The 16,540-nt window shown below is 48.8% G+C and carries 17 protein-coding genes; 9 read left to right on the top strand and 8 right to left on the bottom strand.

Going from position 1 to position 16,540, the window contains the following annotated elements:
- Positions 1-97 precede the first annotated feature (97 nt).
- Positions 98-208, bottom strand: a complete 111-nt coding sequence (locus tag GNE05_RS02305) for a YjcZ family sporulation protein (protein ID WP_369878517.1) — start codon at positions 206-208, stop codon at positions 98-100.
- A gap of 79 nt (positions 209-287) precedes the next feature.
- Positions 288-1,652, bottom strand: coding sequence for an aspartate kinase (locus tag GNE05_RS02310; RefSeq protein WP_045508518.1), 1,365 nt, complete (start codon positions 1,650-1,652; stop codon positions 288-290).
- A 412-nt stretch (positions 1,653-2,064) separates the two neighbouring features.
- Between GNE05_RS02310 and GNE05_RS02315 the strand changes: the two genes are divergently transcribed.
- Genes GNE05_RS02315 through GNE05_RS02330 form a run of 4 tightly spaced genes read left to right on the top strand, consistent with a single transcriptional unit; the run spans position 2,065 to position 5,673 of the window.
- Complete coding sequence (locus tag GNE05_RS02315) at positions 2,065-3,018, top strand: ABC transporter permease (protein WP_014416904.1); 954 nt, start codon at positions 2,065-2,067, stop codon at positions 3,016-3,018.
- On the top strand, positions 3,008-3,955 hold the full coding sequence (locus GNE05_RS02320; RefSeq protein ID WP_014416905.1) for an iron chelate uptake ABC transporter family permease subunit: 948 nt from the start codon (positions 3,008-3,010) through the stop codon (positions 3,953-3,955). The genes GNE05_RS02315 and GNE05_RS02320 overlap by 11 nt, the downstream gene beginning before the upstream one ends.
- Positions 3,949-4,707, top strand: a complete 759-nt coding sequence (locus GNE05_RS02325; RefSeq protein WP_012116804.1) for an iron ABC transporter ATP-binding protein — start codon at positions 3,949-3,951, stop codon at positions 4,705-4,707. The genes GNE05_RS02320 and GNE05_RS02325 overlap by 7 nt, the downstream gene beginning before the upstream one ends.
- Before the next feature lie 21 nt (positions 4,708-4,728).
- Positions 4,729-5,673: a siderophore ABC transporter substrate-binding protein gene (locus GNE05_RS02330; RefSeq protein ID WP_012116805.1), complete on the top strand. Its 945-nt coding sequence runs from the start codon at positions 4,729-4,731 to the stop codon at positions 5,671-5,673.
- A 41-nt stretch (positions 5,674-5,714) separates the two neighbouring features.
- Here the strand turns inward: GNE05_RS02330 and GNE05_RS02335 are convergent, their stop codons facing one another.
- The 4 genes from GNE05_RS02335 to GNE05_RS02350 form a co-directional block, all read right to left on the bottom strand.
- Positions 5,715-7,139 carry an MDR family MFS transporter gene (locus GNE05_RS02335; protein ID WP_017419270.1) on the bottom strand — a complete coding sequence of 475 codons (1,425 nt, stop codon included), beginning with the start codon at positions 7,137-7,139 and terminating at the stop codon, positions 5,715-5,717.
- Between the two features lie 17 nt (positions 7,140-7,156).
- Positions 7,157-8,032 (bottom strand): TetR/AcrR family transcriptional regulator, encoded by an 876-nt coding sequence (locus tag GNE05_RS02340; RefSeq protein ID WP_003156326.1) that lies wholly within the window; start codon positions 8,030-8,032, stop codon positions 7,157-7,159.
- A gap of 160 nt (positions 8,033-8,192) precedes the next feature.
- A complete protein-coding gene (gene nfsA, locus GNE05_RS02345) occupies positions 8,193-8,939 on the bottom strand; it encodes an oxygen-insensitive NADPH nitroreductase (protein ID WP_015416815.1) in 747 nt (248 codons plus the stop codon).
- Between the two features lie 16 nt (positions 8,940-8,955).
- Positions 8,956-9,243: a putative quinol monooxygenase gene (locus GNE05_RS02350; protein WP_003156323.1), complete on the bottom strand. Its 288-nt coding sequence runs from the start codon at positions 9,241-9,243 to the stop codon at positions 8,956-8,958.
- A 141-nt stretch (positions 9,244-9,384) separates the two neighbouring features.
- On the opposite strand from GNE05_RS02350, the gene GNE05_RS02355 reads away from it, so the two are divergent.
- The gene (locus GNE05_RS02355; protein WP_003156322.1) at positions 9,385-9,699 is read left to right on the top strand and encodes an ArsR/SmtB family transcription factor; all 315 of its coding nucleotides are present in this window, start codon (positions 9,385-9,387) and stop codon (positions 9,697-9,699) included.
- Between the two features lie 27 nt (positions 9,700-9,726).
- On the opposite strand, the gene gabR is transcribed toward GNE05_RS02355, so the two are convergent.
- Positions 9,727-11,136 carry a MocR-like transcriptional regulator GabR gene (gabR, locus tag GNE05_RS02360; protein ID WP_160182386.1) on the bottom strand — a complete coding sequence of 470 codons (1,410 nt, stop codon included), beginning with the start codon at positions 11,134-11,136 and terminating at the stop codon, positions 9,727-9,729.
- A 107-nt stretch (positions 11,137-11,243) separates the two neighbouring features.
- On the opposite strand from gabR, the gene gabT reads away from it, so the two are divergent.
- The 4 genes from gabT (at position 11,244) to gdh (ending at position 15,870) form a co-directional block, all read left to right on the top strand.
- Positions 11,244-12,551, top strand: a complete 1,308-nt coding sequence (gene gabT / locus GNE05_RS02365; protein WP_160182387.1) for a 4-aminobutyrate--2-oxoglutarate transaminase — start codon at positions 11,244-11,246, stop codon at positions 12,549-12,551.
- Between the two features lie 105 nt (positions 12,552-12,656).
- Entirely contained in the window at positions 12,657-14,045 is a 1,389-nt protein-coding gene (gene gabD / locus GNE05_RS02370) for a succinate-semialdehyde dehydrogenase (RefSeq protein WP_100261603.1), read from the top strand.
- A 155-nt stretch (positions 14,046-14,200) separates the two neighbouring features.
- On the top strand, positions 14,201-15,064 hold the full coding sequence (locus tag GNE05_RS02375; RefSeq protein WP_060563085.1) for a RhaT/GlcU family sugar-proton symporter: 864 nt from the start codon (positions 14,201-14,203) through the stop codon (positions 15,062-15,064).
- A gap of 20 nt (positions 15,065-15,084) precedes the next feature.
- The gene (gene gdh / locus GNE05_RS02380) at positions 15,085-15,870 is read left to right on the top strand and encodes a glucose 1-dehydrogenase (protein ID WP_015416819.1); all 786 of its coding nucleotides are present in this window, start codon (positions 15,085-15,087) and stop codon (positions 15,868-15,870) included.
- Positions 15,871-15,915: 45 nt separating this feature from the next.
- Here gdh and GNE05_RS02385 read toward each other — a convergent pair whose 3' ends face one another.
- Positions 15,916-16,533: a YcnI family copper-binding membrane protein gene (locus tag GNE05_RS02385; protein WP_022552595.1), complete on the bottom strand. Its 618-nt coding sequence runs from the start codon at positions 16,531-16,533 to the stop codon at positions 15,916-15,918.
- Between the last annotated feature and the right edge of the window lie 7 nt (positions 16,534-16,540).

Here is a 16,540-nt window from a genome sequence, read left to right on the forward strand (position 1 = left end):
CTTTTTTTTTGCGCGGCCGGACTCGGACAGCGGCGGAAAACAAAAGAAAACGCCGCAGGTCAAAACCCGCAGCGTCCTCATATAGACGGAGTGATGCTTAGAAACCGCCAACGAAGGCAGTACCAACAATAATCAACAGGATAAATAAAACAACGATCAAAGCGAAAGAGCTGACTCCTGAATATCCTGACATGAGCTTCACCTCCATATTGTCTATACCATACAATATGTAAAAGAAGCTGCTTTGTAAGGGATATTAGTGGACAAGAGAAAAAAGAGGCGGTGTCCTATGAGAGTAAAACTCCGGCGAAAAATTCGTCATACAGCGCCCGCACCGCGTGTTTTTCCTGTTCTTCTTTCACTCCGAACATCATGCTGACTTCCGAGGACCCTTGATTGATCATCTCGATGTTGACGCCCGCTTCCGACAGTGCTTTGGATGCCCTGGCGGTTGTGCCGACATTATGGCGCATCGCTTCCCCGACGACCATAATCAGCGCCAGATTGTGCCTGACTGTGACTTCATCTGCTTGAAGTTCCTGCTTCAGACGGGTGACGAGCCTGTGTTCCAGTTCTGAGTCCATCTGATTGTGCCGAAGGATGATCGTGATGTCGTCAATGCCGGATGGAACGTGTTCATACGTCAACCCTTCTTCCTCCAAAATGTGAAGGGCTTTGCGGCCGAAACCGATTTCCCGGTTCATTAAATATTTGCTTATGTAAATGCTGCAAAAGCCCGTGTCGCTTGCGATGCCGATGACTGGCCCGTTCGTATTGTCACGGCTGCTGACGACGCGTGTTCCTTTCGCATCCGGATTATTCGTATTCTTAATCTGAACGGGGATGCCGGCCCGAAATGCGGGAATCAGCGCTTCATCATGAAAAACGGAAAATCCGGCATAGGAGAGCTCACGCATTTCCCGATACGTCAGTTCGTTAATTTCTTTCGGATGCCGCACGATTGACGGGTTGACGGAATAGACGGCGTCCACATCAGTAAAGTTTTCGTACAGGTCGGCTTTTAAGCCGTTAGCGAGAATGGAGCCGGTAATATCAGAACCGCTCCGGGAAAACGTCACAATCTCATGCTCCTTCGTGTAACCGAAAAATCCCGGAAAAATGATCAAGCCTTCCCGGTTTCTCAGACGGTACAAATGATCATAAGACTCAGGGAGCACCTGCGCGCTTCCGGGTTCATTCGTCACAAACAGCCCCGCTTCTTTCGGACTTACGTATTCCGCTTTCACGCCCTGGCGCCGGAAGTAGGCTGCGATCAGCTTCGCGTTGTTGTCCTCGCCGCTCGCCTTCACCGCATCCATATATTGTTCGGGATTGGTTTTACAGCTGTTTAAGAGAGCGAATAGGTCACTGCGGATTCTTTCTATAATAGAGAAATCCAGGTTCAGCTCACGCGCGATGGCGGCGTACCGCTCAATGACCGTTTCGGCAAGCTCGGGCGCTGCACCTTTTTGTAAATAATGCTCCGCACAGCGGATTAACAGATCCGTCACCTTTGTATCGTCCGAGAAGCGTTTTCCCGGTGCCGATACGACGACGGCTTTCCGCGCGGGATCAGCCGTCACGATTTGAAACACTTTCTCAAGCTGGGCTCCTGACGCAAGAGAGCTGCCTCCGAATTTTACAACTTTCATGATTTACATCCCCTAATATTTAAATTTTCTCACAAATTTAATTTTTATTATCTCTCTTTCAAACATGTAAATCAAGGATTTTTTCTACGTGGGAAGAACATTTGTATTTTCATGGAGGAATTTTGCCGCTGTTTGTCAGATTGTTTCCCTCAAGCGTGTCATCATGTGCAAAAAATGATAAGCAGCCAAATGAAGGTTATAGAAAATCCTGCAAATTCTTGATAGACTGATTGTAAGACAATTTAGTGTACGGCCCGCGGATGACCGCTTTTGAAAGCAAAACTGTATTGACTGCGCTTGGAAAGATGATAAGATTATAATTGTCGTTGATAATGATAATCATTACGAGTGGGATATATGGGAGTTGTTTGGCAATCAGTCATACCGTTTGTGATGGGTGCAGGGAGGCAGCATGAAGCTACGTTACTTACTTTTGCTACTGGCGGTTTTGGCGTGTACTTCTATATTTATCGGTGTAGAAGATTTGTCGCCGCTGGATATTTTTCATTTAAATAAAGAACAGGCAGGTACATTATTTGACAGCCGGCTGCCGCGTTTGGTGAGCATTATCATCGCCGGCATGAGCCTGAGCATCTGCGGATTAATCATGCAGCAGATCAGCCGGAATAAATTTGTATCGCCGACGACTGCGGGAACGATGGACTGGGCAAGGCTCGGAATTTTGATTTCATTAATGCTTTTTACGTCAGCGAGTCCGCTTGTGAAAATGTCTATCGCTTTCGTTTTCGCGTTGGCGGGAAATTTCCTTTTCATGAAAATCCTCGAGAGAATCAAGTTCAATGATGCGATTTTTATTCCTCTCGTCGGTTTAATGCTTGGGAACATCGTCAGCTCAATCGCCACGTTTATCGCATATAAATACGATCTGATCCAAAACCTGTCATCTTGGCTGCAGGGAGATTTTTCACTGGTCGTCAAAGGCCGGTATGAGCTTTTATATCTGAGTATCCCGCTGGTGATCATCGCTTATGTGTATGCGGATAAATTTACGGTGGCGGGAATGGGAGAGAGCTTTTCCGTCAATCTCGGCCTGAAATACAAACGCGTCGTTAATATCGGTCTGATTATCGTGTCGCTCATCGCTTCACTGGTGATCCTGACCGTCGGGATGCTGCCGTTTCTCGGTTTGATCATTCCCAATATGGTGTCGATTTACAAAGGGGACAACCTGAGGAGCAGCCTGCCCCACACCGCTCTGCTGGGCGCTGTTTTTGTACTGTTTTGCGACATTTTGGGAAGGTTGATCATTTTCCCGTACGAAATTTCCATCGGCCTGATGGTCGGTGTTATCGGCAGCGGCATCTTCCTGTATATGCTGTTAAGGAGAAAAGCATATGAGTCATAATAAAAAAATTACGCTGCTGGCGGCGCTCGCCATGATATGTATCGGATTCTTCCTGTTCTACGGACTGGGCAATTGGGAATACTCCCTGCCGAGACGATGCTTCAAAGTGCTTGCCATGATGCTCACCGGAGGAGCGATCGCGTTTTCAACGGTCATCTTCCAGACGATTACAAATAACCGCATACTGACACCGGGCATTTTAGGCCTCGATTCCCTGTATATGCTCATTCAGACCGTCATCGTGTTCCTGTTCGGTTCAATGAATATCGTCATGATGAACAAAAATCTTAATTTCGTCATCTCCGTCGGGCTGATGGTGCTCTTGTCACTCGTTTTGTATCAGCTCATGTTTAAAGGCGAGGGGCGGAACGTGTTTTTCCTTCTGCTTGTCGGCGTCGTGTTCGGCACGCTGTTCAACAGTCTGTCATCCTTTATGCAGATGCTGATTGATCCGAATGAGTTCCAGGTTGTTCAGGACAAAATGTTTGCCAGCTTTAACAATATCAACACCGATCTTTTATGGTTTGCCGGTGCTGTCTTTCTTCTGACGGGCATTTATGTCTGGCGGTTCACGCGGTTTTTTGACGTGCTGTCGCTCGGCAGGGAGCACGCCGTCAACCTGGGGATTGATTACGATAAGCTTGTGAAACAGATGCTCATTGTCGTCGCCATTCTTGTGTCTGTCTCTACGGCTCTTGTGGGGCCGATTATGTTTTTAGGACTGCTTGTCGTCAATCTGGCGAGAGAGTTTTTAAAAACCTACAGGCACACGTATTTAATCGCGGGTTCTGTCCTGATCAGCATCGTCGCGCTCGTCGGAGGCCAGTTCGTCGTGGAGAAAGTGTTCACGTTTTCCACGACGCTGAGCGTCATCATTAATTTTGCCGGCGGGATTTATTTTATCTATCTGCTGTTAAAGGAGAATAAATCATGGTAGAGGTCAAAAATGTAAGCAAACAATACGGAGGGAAAACCGTCCTTGAGAAAACGTCTCTATCCATTCAAAAGGGCAGGCTCACCTCATTTATCGGTCCGAACGGCGCGGGAAAAAGCACGCTGCTGTCTATCATGAGCCGGCTGATTAAGACGGATTCCGGGGAAATCACGGTCGACGGGCAAGAGATCGGGGCCTGTAAAAGCAACGATCTGGCGAAAAAAATCAGCATCTTGAAGCAGACGAACCAAATCAATATCAGACTGACAATTAAAGACCTGGTCAGCTTCGGCAGATTTCCGTATTCCCAAGGGAAACTGACGGATGAAGATTGGGTGCATATCAACCAGGCCCTCAGTTATATGAAGCTGGATGAATTAAAGGATAAATACCTCGATCAGCTCAGCGGAGGCCAGTGCCAGAGGGCATTTATCGCGATGATCATCGCTCAGGATACCGACTATATTTTTCTCGATGAGCCGCTGAACAATTTAGATATGAAGCATTCCGTTGAAATGATGAAGCTGCTGAAGCGGCTTGTGGAAGACTTCGGAAAAACGGTCGTCGTAGTGATTCACGATATCAACTTCGCATCCGTATATTCAGACCATATCGTCGCTCTGAAAAACGGCCGGATCGTCAAAGAAGGGCCGGCGGAGGAGATCATTGAAACCTCCGTGCTTGAAGATATTTATGATATGACCATCCCGATTCAAGAGATTGACAGTCAGCGGATCGGTGTGTACTTTTCTTAAAAACCAGATGAGGTGAAAATCATGAAAAAATTCGCATTGCTATTCATTGCGCTAGTTACGATTTTTGTTGTTTCTGCATGCGGAAACGGGGACAAAACATCAGGCAAATCAAAAGAAACAATCACAATCAAAGATGACCTGAACAAAGAAGGAGTCAAAGTGCCGAAGAATCCGAAAAAAGTCGTCGTATTCAACTTCGGAATGCTGGACACGATGGATGAACTCGGTTTACAGGATCACGTGGCGGGACTTCCGAAACAAAACCTTCCAAAATACTTATCTTCATATAAAAGTGATAAATACGCCAATACCGGCGGTTTAAAAGAACCGGATTTTGAAAAAGTCGCGGATATTGATCCGGATTTAATCATTATCGCCCACAGACAATCTGATTCTTATAAAGAGTTCTCAAAAATCGCGCCGACGATTTATCTTGATGATGACTATACAAACTACGTTGACAGATTCAAGCACAACACCGAAGTGATCGGCAAAATCTTTAACAAAGAAAATGAAGTGAAAGATAAGCTTGCGAAAATTGACAAATCCATTGCGGATCTGAAGAAAAAGACAAGCAGCACGGATAAAAACGGGTTAGTGGTGATGGCGAACGACGGCAAAATCAGCGCGTTCGGATCTAAATCAAGATACGGCTTCATTCATGATGTGTTCGGCGTCAAACCGGCTGACAAAAACATTGAAGCCTCACTGCACGGACAAAGCATTTCCTATGAATATATCGCCAAAACAAACCCTGATTACATGTTTGTCGTTGACCGCGGAACAGCGATCGGCACAAAATCTTCAACAAAACAAGTGGTTGAGAATGATTATGTAAAATCGGTGAAAGCCGTGAAAAACAACCATGTTGTCTACCTTGATTCAGCTACATGGTATTTATCAGGAGGCGGCCTGGAATCCATGGCGCAAATGGTGAAAGAAGTAAAAGACGGAATCGAGAAGTAAAAAAAGAACCCGGTCACATACGTGATCGGGTTCTTTTTGGTTTACCGCGTAACGGCCTGCTGCTGCTCGGGCTGACGCGGTTTTTTCTTCAATATAAAAGATAGGAGGAAGCCGGCCAGCGCGATGCAGGCGGCTACGACAAATGCCGCATTCATGCCGTGCAGGGCGGCGTTTGCCGGAGTTGACGCATTTGCGTGCGCGGCCTGGCTGCTCATCACGGAAACTAAAAGTGCCGTACCGATAGAACCGCCGACTTGGCGGACGGTATTGTTCATGGCTGTGCCGTGCGGAATTAAGTGGCGCGGCAGGGCGTTGATTCCCGCTGTCGTTACCGGCATCATAATCATGGCTGTTCCCAAAAGCCGCGCGGTATAAACGACGACAATCCAAATGAGAGACGTCGAGTCCGTCAGATTCATAAACGGCAGGGACGTGAGCAGGATGATGAAGAATCCGGTCATCGCAAGGCCTTTTCCGCCGATTTTGTCAAACACCCGGCCGATAAACGGAGACATCATCCCCATCACAATCGCGCCCGGCAAAAGCATTAATCCGGTATCAAACGCGGATACGCCCCGGACTTTTTGCGTGTAAAGCGGGAGAATGGTTTCCGTTCCGATCAGCAGCGCGAAAACAAGCGTTCCGAGCAGGGTGGTCAGGCTGAAAATCCCGAAAGAAAACACGCGGAATTCCAGCATCGGTTTTTTGAGCTTCATCTGTCTTGCGATAAAGAAAATCAGCGCGACCGCTCCGACAAGCAGCGAAGTCAGCACTTCAGTACTGGTCCACCCTGATGAACCGGCGCTTGAGAAGCCGTAAAGCAGCCCGCCGAATCCGAGGGTCGATAAGATCACGGATAAAATATCAATCTGTGTTTCTCGTAATGTCGTGACGTTTTTCATCAGAATAATCGCTAAAAGCAAATCGATGACTGCGATCGGGAAGATGATGTAAAACAAAGACCGCCAAGAGAATGCTTCAACCGCCCATCCGGAAAGCGTCGGGCCGATCGCCGGCGCGAACGAAATAACCAAGCCGACCATACCCATGGCGCGGCCGCGCTTTTCCATCGGGAAAATCGTGAGAAATACCGTCTGCATGAGCGGCAGCATAATTCCGGCGCCGGCCGCCTGAATAATCCGGGCCGTTAAGAGCACCGGAAAGTTCGGGGCGAATGCGCCGACAATGGTGCCCGCCGTGAAAATACTCATAGCGGAAATCAGGAGGGTGCGGCTCGTAAATTTCTCTATTAAAAATGCGGTAATCGGGATTAAAATCCCGTTCGTCAGCATAAACGATGTTGTCAGCCATTGCGCTTTGTTGGCATCTATATTGAAGTCATTCATAATGTGCGGCAGCGCCGTGATAAGCAGTGTCTGGTTCAAAATGGCGACGAACGCTCCCGCCAAAAGAATCCCGACAATGACAGAGCGGTTGTATGGTGCAGTTTTAATACTCTTATTCAAGCTGATTCCTTCTTTCTTTATAGTTTGAGCAATGTTTTAACGGCTGCAAGCGGCTGGTGCAGCGGTCCGGCCTGCTCCAAATAACCGATGAGCGCTTTTATAAGAAAATCCCGCGGCTGTTTGTCCGCTGATTCTTTCTCCAGCATAACCGCCGCGGAAGCGAGTCCTGCGGCATCATATTTTTCCTCCGGAAGGGCTGAGACAGCTTCTTTCAGTTCCTTCAGGCTTTCAGCCAGCAATACGGTTTTGTCTTTCGGCTCAAATGAGGAAGCGGAGGCGGTATAAAGGTCAATCATCTCCTGAGGCAAAGCCGTTTCGGTTTTCCTGTTTTCGACGATGAGATTGAGATGGCGGATGATAAAGTCTGTGAGCGGCTCCAGAGCGAGCGGTTCTTTTTCCAGCTTAATCAGCGTGATGCATTCTCTCAGGAGCCCCTGCAGGACGATCACCAGCTCCCATACATAAGGAATAATGTCTTCGCCGTACGTCTGAATCAGTGAATCGCGATGCCAGCAGATAAAGGTGGAGCGGGCCCTGTGAATATGCCGTTTTACCCGCTCATTAATGGAAGAGGGGCTTCCGTACATCAGCATATTAAAAAACTGCTGATTGCGCCTGAAGCCTTCAAGCTCAGCCATCAGTTTTTTGGCAAACCGTTCCTCAGGGGAGAGGCTCGTTTCTTCATTCAATAATGAAGCGGCCGCTACCATCTGTTTCTGGTTAAAATCGAGCAGCTCCAGGAGCAGGTCTTCCTTTGATTCAAACAGCTTATATAAAGATGCTTTGGAGACTTTGCACTCCTCTGCGATCGCCTGCATCGAAACCGACGAAAAGCTTTTCCCGGAAAAAAGCTTCCTTGCCGCCAGCAGAATATCCGTTTTCTTATCATTCATAAGCCCAGATTCCTTCTTTCGTCACAATAGAAAACCCATCGGTTCACAGAAAACCAATGAGTATATGATGAAAATATTAACAAAAATTTTTACATAGTGTCAACGCTTTTGTTTGAGAAATAGAAAAAACCTGCCGGAGTGTTCCGGCAGGCTGATACGTTTATTTATCCGTCTTAAATCCTTGTTTTTCAAGCATTTCACGAATGTGAGGATAATAAACCTGCTTATAGTAGGAAGTGATGCCTTGTGACCAGTTTCTTGTTTCCTGTCCGTCGGTGCGTTTTTTCATGTATTCGGACATCTGCTTGTCATAGGCCTCGATATGGGTTCTTACATCTTCTTCTTGATACGTTTCATGATGCAGAACGGCTGCTTGCGGCAGACGCGGTTTTTTTGCGGAGCGGTCTGCCGGATGGCCGATGACGAGACCGGAAACCGGGAAAACGTATTTCGGAAGTTTCAGCAATTCAATGAGTTCGTCAGGCTTGCCGCGCACGGCGCCGATCGGCACAGTGCCGAGTCCCATTGATTCAGCCGCAGCCGTTGCCGTACCCAGCGCAATCCCGACATCTACGGCTCCGACTAGAACGGACTCTAAACCGTTCGTGATCTCAAGCGGTGTATCATTATATTCTTCAAGCGCAATTTTGGCGCGGTTAAAATCAGCGCAGAATAAAAGGAAAACAGGCGCTTGGTCAATCCACGGCTGGCCGCCGGCCAATTCGGATATTTTTTTCTTCCGCTCCTTATCTTTCACCGCAATAACGGTAAATTGCTGGCCGTTAATGGAAGTCGGCGCTGCCTGAGTTGCTTGGATGATAAGATCCAGCTGCTCATCCGATACGGGTTCATCTGTGTAGCTGCGGATGGAACGGTGGTCTGTTAATATTTGAAGGACTTCGTTCATGTCATTCATCCTTTCGTTACTCTGACAGTTCTGTGCGGACGACGTCAAGCGGCGCACTCAGCACTTCTTTTGCTTTTGCCACGAATCCTTGGAAATGGTCAGTTGCGTTGTGGAATTTCATCGCTTCTTCATCTTTCCATTGCTCAAGCATAACGAATGTATTTTCCTCACCGACTTTTTCGAAAAGGTCGTATTGCACATTTCCTTCTTCCGCGCGTGAATGCTGAACAAGTGATTGCGCTTCTCCTAAAAATTCCTCGCGTTTATCCGCTTTTACTTTCATGTAAGCCTGTAAGACGATCATTGTTATTCCTCCTGATTGGGTTTATTTGTTATAGTTCGAATATTATCGAACTAACTGTAACATGTTTCGCAGTGAATGGTAAAGGAAAAACCCTCACCGCCTAAATTGTCACCCGCCGCTTTTATGTGTTACATTTGACTCATGAACATTCCAAACCATCCTGAAACCGACCGCTTACAGTTGACAAAGGTTCTTCATGCTCTGAGTGATCCGCTCCGCTTAGAGCTGGTCAAACAATTGGCGGAAACAACAGAAAAAACGTGCGGCACCTGCGCTGATGTCCGGGTCGCCAAATCAACGCTGTCCCATCACTTCAAAGTGCTGCGGGAAGCGGGGATCGCCCAAGTGCGCATAGACGGGAAGCACCGTTATTATTCCCTGCGCAAAGATGATTTACAAGCGGCGTTTCCCGGCCTGCTGGAGGCGATTTTGCAGACAGAACCGGACCGCTGGTAAATAAGTCCCCGAATTCCGGGGGTTTTTTTATGCGCCGAAAACCGCCCGGTAAAGCCTGAGGACGCCTTCTTGAATATCGCTCTCCTTCAGGCGGGCGAACCCCAGAATGAGCTGCGGCTTATTTGAATCGCCTCCTGCTTTCAGACGGAACCGGCTCATCGCAAACAGATCGAGCTGTTCTGCATCCGCCCGTGCCAATATCTCTTTTTCTGAACGGGCGCAGTCAAACTCAGTGACAAAATGAAGCCCCGCATTGGCGCCCTTTACACTGATTCTTTCTCCGAATGTTTCTTCCAAAGCCGAAATGAGGCGTTCCCGCATGTTCTTATAATGCTGCTTCATCTTTTTAATATGTTTCTGATATTCACCTGAGTCGATAAATTCTTTCAGCGCGAGCTGGGCAAGCGTGCTGCACGTATGCAGGTCATACGTTCTCTCTTTGAACGTCCGCAAAAGCCCGGGCGGCAGAACCATATAGCTGATGCGCAGACCTGGGAAAAGGGATTTTGAAAAGGTCCCCATGTAGATGACATTTTGAAACCGGTCAAGGCTTTGAAGCGCCGGTATCGTATCGGCGTCATATTTAAATTCACTGTCATAATCATCTTCAATGATGAAGCGGCCGTTCTGTTCGGCGGCCCAGTTTAAAAGCTGAATCCGCCGGGAAGCGGGCATGATCACGCCTGAGGGGAATTGATGGGAAGGCGTGGTGATCAATACACAGGGCCGGCGTTTTTCGATTTCGGCCATGGACATGCCTTTTTCATCAAGGCTGATCGTCGCAACCTTTTTCCCGAGGTTTTGCAGCAGCCGGTACATCCTCATATATCCCGGGTTCTCCATGGCGTACAGCGCGTCTTTTGGCAGCAGTTCCGTCAGCAGCTGCATCAGCATTTGCGTGCCCGCCCCGAGCACGATTTGTTCCGGGCGGCATGTAACGCCCCTTGTCAGGGAAATAAGCCGCGAAATGGTTTCACGGACTTTATATAAGCCTTGCGGATGGACGAGGTCTCCGAGTGTATGAAATGAACGGGCGGCTGCTTTATGCTCACAGCGGAACCAGCTTTTCAGGGGAAAATGCGCCGTATCCACGCTCATATGAGAAAACGAAATCCAGCCGCTCTTATCCGGCTCCCGCTCTTTTAAATCTTCAGGCAATGAGAGCGAAGGCGTTTCTTCATGATAAACCGTATCAATTTCCTCCACGAAAAAGCCTTTTCTTTCGACTGCATATAAATAACCTTCCGAAAGCAGCTGCTGATAAGCTGAATTCACTGAATTCACGCTGACCTTCAGCGTCTCGGCAAGCTCCCGTTTAGACGGCACCTTTGTATGAGGCATCAGGCTGCGTTTCAAAACGGCCGCTTTTATGTGCTGATAGATCTGCTGGTATATATAATCCGCCGTTTCCGAATGATCAATGGAAATCGTCAGCATCCAGACCCTGCTCCTTTCTGACACCATGGAAAAATTGATTTTGGTACTTTTCATCATACCAAAAAGAAGTCAGAATGATAAGAAAACAATATAGGGGGATGGAATCTATGAGTCGAACAGCATCATCGGAAGTGACAACAGCCCAGTGGCAGCAAAAACGGGATCAATTCGTTTCCAAGGGGGTCGGCAACGGAAACCGCAGCATGGCGGTAAAAGGGGAAGGGGCGCTTTTGTACGATTTGGACGGCAGACGATTCATTGATTTTGCCGGAGCGATCGGAACGCTGAATGTCGGCCATTCCCATCCGAAAGTGGTGGAGGCCGTGAAGAAACAGGCGGAGGATCTGATTCACCCGGGATTTAACGTCATGATGTATCCGTCTTATATTGAGCTGGCCGAAAAACTTTGCGCCCTTGCGCCGGGAGATCATGCGAAAAAAGCGATTTTTCTCAATTCGGGGGCGGAAGCGGTGGAAAACGCCGTGAAAATCGCCAGAAAATATACGAAGCGCCAGGCTGTCGTGTCATTTACAAGAGGGTTCCACGGCCGCACGAACATGACGATGAGCATGACGAGCAAGGTGAAGCCTTATAAATTCGGTTTCGGCCCGTTTGCCTCAGAGGTATATCAAGCGCCGTTTCCTTACTATTATCAAAAGCCGGCCGGCATGACTAACGAGCAGTATGACGACTTTATCATCAGCGCTTTTGAGGATTTCTTTATCGCCGCAGTTGCACCGGAAACCGTCGCCTGTGTCGTAATGGAGCCGGTTCAGGGAGAAGGCGGCTTCATCATTCCTTCAAAACATTTCGTGCAGCACGTCGCCGCTTTTTGTAAAAAACACGGTATCGTTTTTGTAGCGGATGAGATTCAGACCGGTTTTGCCAGAACGGGAACGTATTTCGCGATTGAACATTTCGAAGCCGTTCCGGATTTGATCACCGTATCCAAATCACTTGCGGCCGGATTGCCGCTGAGCGGCGTCATCGGCCGGGCGGAAATGCTTGATGCCGCCGCGCCGGGTGAACTCGGGGGCACATATGCGGGAAGCCCTCTCGGATGTGCGGCTGCGCTCGCGGTCTTGGATATTATTGAAGAAGAAGGGCTGAATCAGCGTTCCGAAGAGATCGGCCGGATCATCGAGCATCAAGCGCTCGAGTGGAAAAAAGAGCATGCCTGCATCGGAGAAGTGCGCAGACTCGGCGCGATGGCGGCCATCGAAATTGTCAAAGATCCGCACACGCGGGAACCGGACAAAGCAAAAGCCGCGGCGATCGCTAAAACGGCGAACGAGAACGGACTGCTGCTGCTGACGGCCGGCATTAACGGCAACATTATCAGATTCCTGACGCCGCTTGTGGTGACGGATGAGCAGCTCAAAGAAGGCCTTTCCATTATCGAAGCAGCTCTGTGAGTTCAATTATTGGAATGCCGCCGGATGTGTCTGCTATCATGAAAGTGTGAGATACATCAACAAGCATTCAATGGTTTTACTATAGGAAAGAAAGGAATGTTCAATATGCCAGAACAATTAACAGTGTACAACCCGGCAACGGGAGAGGCGATCGAAAGCATCCCCCAGCAGACGGCCGATGATGTTGAAAAAGCGATTGAACGTTCACATCAAGCGTTTCAATCATGGTCCAAAACATCAGCGGGAGAACGAGCCTCACTTTTGAGAAAATGGTATGAGCTGATTGTTGAAAATAAAGAAGAACTTGCGGAATTAATTACGAAAGAAAACGGCAAACCGTACGAAGAAGCGGTCGGAGAAGTTTTATACGGCGCCGGCTATATTGAATGGTTCGCCGAAGAAGCAAAACGGATTTACGGCAGAACCGTACCTGCGCCGACAACGGGCAAACGGATTGTCGTCACCCGTCAGGCGGTCGGCCCGGTAGCCGCGATCACGCCGTGGAATTTCCCGAATGCGATGATTACAAGAAAAGCCGCGCCCGCTTTGGCGGCAGGCTGTACGTTCATCATCAAACCGGCGGAGGATACGCCGCTTTCCGCTTACGCCCTTGCGCGTCTCGCATATGAAGCGGGAATTCCGAAGGACGTGCTGCAAGTGGTGATCGGTGACGGAGCTGAAATCGGAAACGTCTTCACCAGCAGCCCGAAAATCCGCAAAATTACCTTTACCGGCTCAACGCCTGTCGGCAAAATCCTGATGAAAAACAGCGCCGACACCGTAAAACATATGTCAATGGAGCTTGGCGGACATGCGCCGCTGATTGTGGATGAAGCCGCTGATCTTGATCTGGCGGTAGCCCAAACAATGGCCTCTAAATTCAGAAACGCCGGCCAAACCTGCGTCTGTGCGAACCGGCTGATCGTACACGAATCCGTAAAAGACGAGTTTGCGAAAAAACTGAGTGAAGAAGCTGCGAAACTCAAAGTCGGAAACGGTCTTGAAAAAGGCGTAAACGTCGGCCCTGTCATCAACAAAAAAGGCTTCGATAAAATCGTCGGCCAAATTAATGACGCCGTGGAAAAAGGCGCAAAAGTGCTGACGGGCGGAACGTATGACCAAAACGATGAAAAAGGATGCTATTTCGTGACGCCGACCGTGCTGTCAAACGTAGATACATCCATGAACATCATGCATGAAGAAACATTCGGCCCGGTTGCGCCGATCGTTACGTTCTCAGATATTGATGAAGCGATCAAGCTTGCGAACGATACGCCGTTCGGGCTTGCGGCTTATTTCTTCACAGAAAACTACCGCCGCGGCATCTATATTTCTGAACAGCTTGAATACGGCATCATCGGCTGGAATGACGGCGGTCCGTCCGCGGTTCAAGCGCCGTTCGGAGGAATGAAAGAAAGCGGCATCGGCCGTGAAGGCGGTACGGAAGGCATTGAACCGTACCTGGAAACCAAATACATGTCTATCGGACTTTAATGAGCCGAAAAGAAAGCCCCGCTTCTAAGCGGGGCTGTTTTTATTGAGCAGTCTGCCGGTGAATATCGCCCGGCAGGCTTTTTTGATCTTGCGGGAATAATCGGTTCGATTCCAGACAAAATAACAGCAAATACGATTGAAAGAAGGTCGCCATCATGGATATATTACTGGCTCTTCTCCCGGCTTTATTTTGGGGGAGCATCGTGTTATTTAACGTCAAATTAGGCGGCGGGCCTTACAGCCAGACGCTGGGAACGACAATCGGGGCGCTCATCGTTTCGTTTGTGCTGTATCTGTTTGTCCACCCGGTGCTGTCTGGGCGCATTTTTATTGTCGGCATCATCTCGGGACTGTTTTGGTCGCTCGGCCAAAGCAATCAGCTTAAAAGCATACAGCTGATGGGCGTTTCAAAAACGATGCCGATATCAACGGGAATGCAGCTCGTCTCGACTTCTTTGTTCGGTGTGATCGTATTCAAAGAATGGTCAACCCCGATCGCGATTACGCTGGGTATTCTCGCCCTTATTTTTATCATCATCGGGATTGTGCTCACATCTTTAGAAGATAAAAAGGGGCGGGCGGACGGAGAACCGGGAAACTTTAAAAAAGGCATTGTCATCCTGCTGATCTCCACGCTCGGTTATTTGGTCTATGTCGTTGTGGCCCGGCTGTTCGGCGTATCCGGATGGTCAGCGCTTCTGCCGCAGGCGATCGGGATGGTCATCGGGGGACTGCTCCTGACGTACAAGCATAAACCGTTTAATAAGTACGCCCTCAAGAACATTCTGCCGGGAATCATCTGGGCGCTCGGGAATATGTTTCTGTTCATCTCACAGCCGCGCGTCGGAGTTGCGACAAGTTTTTCCCTCTCTCAAATGGGGATCGTCATCAGCACGCTCGGCGGAATCTTCATTCTCCGTGAGAGCAAAACGAAGCGTCAGCTGGTCGCCATTGCCATCGGGATTATCCTGATCATTGTGGCCGCGGTATTCTTAGGCGTTGCGAAATCAAATTCATAACATATGCAGGAGGTTTGAACATGTACACGGATTTAAAAGGAAAAGTCGTTGCCATTACGGGAGCTTCATCAGGATTAGGAAAAGCGATGGCGATCCGCTTCGGACAGGAGCAGGCGAAAGTCGTGGTTAACTACTATAGTAATGAAAAAGACGCCCAAACCGTTAAAGAAGAGATTCAAAAAGCGGGAGGCGAAGCGGTCATCATTCAAGGAGACGTCACAAAAGAAGAAGATGTCAAAAACATCGTGCAGACCGCAGTGAAGGAATTTGGCACATTGGATGTCATGATCAATAACGCCGGCATGGAAAATCCGGTTCAGTCGCATGAAATGCCGCTCAAAGACTGGAACAAAGTCATCAATACCAATCTGACCGGCGCTTTCTTAGGAAGCCGCGAAGCCATTAAATATTACGTAGAGAATGATATTCAAGGAAACGTCATTAACATGTCAAGCGTACATGAAATGATTCCATGGCCGCTGTTTGTTCACTACGCGGCAAGTAAAGGCGGCATCAAATTGATGACGGAAACGCTGGCGCTTGAGTACGCGCCGAAGCGCATCCGTGTCAACAACATCGGGCCGGGCGCCATCAATACGCCGATCAACGCGGAAAAATTTGCGGATCCCGTTCAGAGAAAAGATGTGGAAAGCATGATTCCGATGGGATATATCGGTGAGCCGGAAGAAATCGCGGCTGTCGCCGTCTGGCTCGCCTCAAAGGAATCAAGCTACGTAACCGGCATTACGCTGTTTGCTGACGGCGGAATGACAAAATATCCGTCATTCCAGGCAGGACGCGGATAAGAAAAAAAGCGATCGCAGGCTCTTTAGAGCCGGATCGCTTTTTGCTTACGCGCGTTTTTTCTTTACAAGCGCCGCGATGGAAAGGATAATCGCCGCAGCTGACAGAACGATGGCCGCAATATCAAGCGCTGATACGCCGGATTTGGATTTGCTTTCTTCGTTTGACTGTTCAGCTCCGTGCGCATCCGTCACGCTGGCCGATTTCGTGATTTTCGTAATCGAGTGGGGCGTGTCGGCTTTCTCATCACCCGTCCATTCTACAATGCTGCCGTCTTTGTAATATTGGTAAGCGTCCCAAGCGGCATCTCCGCTCTTTTCAGGATTTTTCGCAACGAACGTGAACTGCTGGAATTGGCCCGGCTGAATGCCGCCGTCCTTTGCTTCCCAAGTGACGGAGACCGCTTTGTCATCATGTTTGGATACGGATGTTTTCCAGCCCGGAATCGGCTGATACTGCTGAAATTCAACGCCGGCGGGCATTTTCAGCACGACTTTCGTTGTCGGCTCATTCTTTTCCACAGGCACTTTCATCGTGTACGTTTCCCAAGAACCGGCCGCGGATTCCGCGGGTTTGACTGAGACGTGGGCGCTTGCTGTCGCCGTAAAACCGACGAGTGACAGGGTCACGGCGGATATGAATAATAAAGCCTTTTTTTTCAACATGAGATAC

Origin of the sequence: Bacillus sp. AM1(2019), assembly GCF_009906915.1 — a bacterium.
GTDB lineage: Bacteria > Bacillota > Bacilli > Bacillales > Bacillaceae > Bacillus > Bacillus velezensis.

Coding starts and splice junctions, on each gene's coding strand:
- GNE05_RS02305 (WP_369878517.1), bottom strand. CDS start 208: ATGGAGGTGAAGCTCATGTCAGGATATTCAGGAGTCAGCTCTTTCGCT.
- GNE05_RS02310 (WP_045508518.1), bottom strand. CDS start 1,652: ATGAAAGTTGTAAAATTCGGAGGCAGCTCTCTTGCGTCAGGAGCCCAG.
- GNE05_RS02315 (WP_014416904.1), top strand. CDS start 2,065: ATGAAGCTACGTTACTTACTTTTGCTACTGGCGGTTTTGGCGTGTACT.
- GNE05_RS02320 (WP_014416905.1), top strand. CDS start 3,008: ATGAGTCATAATAAAAAAATTACGCTGCTGGCGGCGCTCGCCATGATA.
- GNE05_RS02325 (WP_012116804.1), top strand. CDS start 3,949: ATGGTAGAGGTCAAAAATGTAAGCAAACAATACGGAGGGAAAACCGTC.
- GNE05_RS02330 (WP_012116805.1), top strand. CDS start 4,729: ATGAAAAAATTCGCATTGCTATTCATTGCGCTAGTTACGATTTTTGTT.
- GNE05_RS02340 (WP_003156326.1), bottom strand. CDS start 8,032: ATGAATGATAAGAAAACGGATATTCTGCTGGCGGCAAGGAAGCTTTTT.
- nfsA (WP_015416815.1), bottom strand. CDS start 8,939: ATGAACGAAGTCCTTCAAATATTAACAGACCACCGTTCCATCCGCAGC.
- GNE05_RS02350 (WP_003156323.1), bottom strand. CDS start 9,243: ATGATCGTCTTACAGGCTTACATGAAAGTAAAAGCGGATAAACGCGAG.
- GNE05_RS02355 (WP_003156322.1), top strand. CDS start 9,385: ATGAACATTCCAAACCATCCTGAAACCGACCGCTTACAGTTGACAAAG.
- gabR (WP_160182386.1), bottom strand. CDS start 11,136: ATGCTGACGATTTCCATTGATCATTCGGAAACGGCGGATTATATATAC.
- gabT (WP_160182387.1), top strand. CDS start 11,244: ATGAGTCGAACAGCATCATCGGAAGTGACAACAGCCCAGTGGCAGCAA.
- gabD (WP_100261603.1), top strand. CDS start 12,657: ATGCCAGAACAATTAACAGTGTACAACCCGGCAACGGGAGAGGCGATC.
- GNE05_RS02375 (WP_060563085.1), top strand. CDS start 14,201: ATGGATATATTACTGGCTCTTCTCCCGGCTTTATTTTGGGGGAGCATC.
- gdh (WP_015416819.1), top strand. CDS start 15,085: ATGTACACGGATTTAAAAGGAAAAGTCGTTGCCATTACGGGAGCTTCA.
- GNE05_RS02385 (WP_022552595.1), bottom strand. CDS start 16,533: ATGTTGAAAAAAAAGGCTTTATTATTCATATCCGCCGTGACCCTGTCA.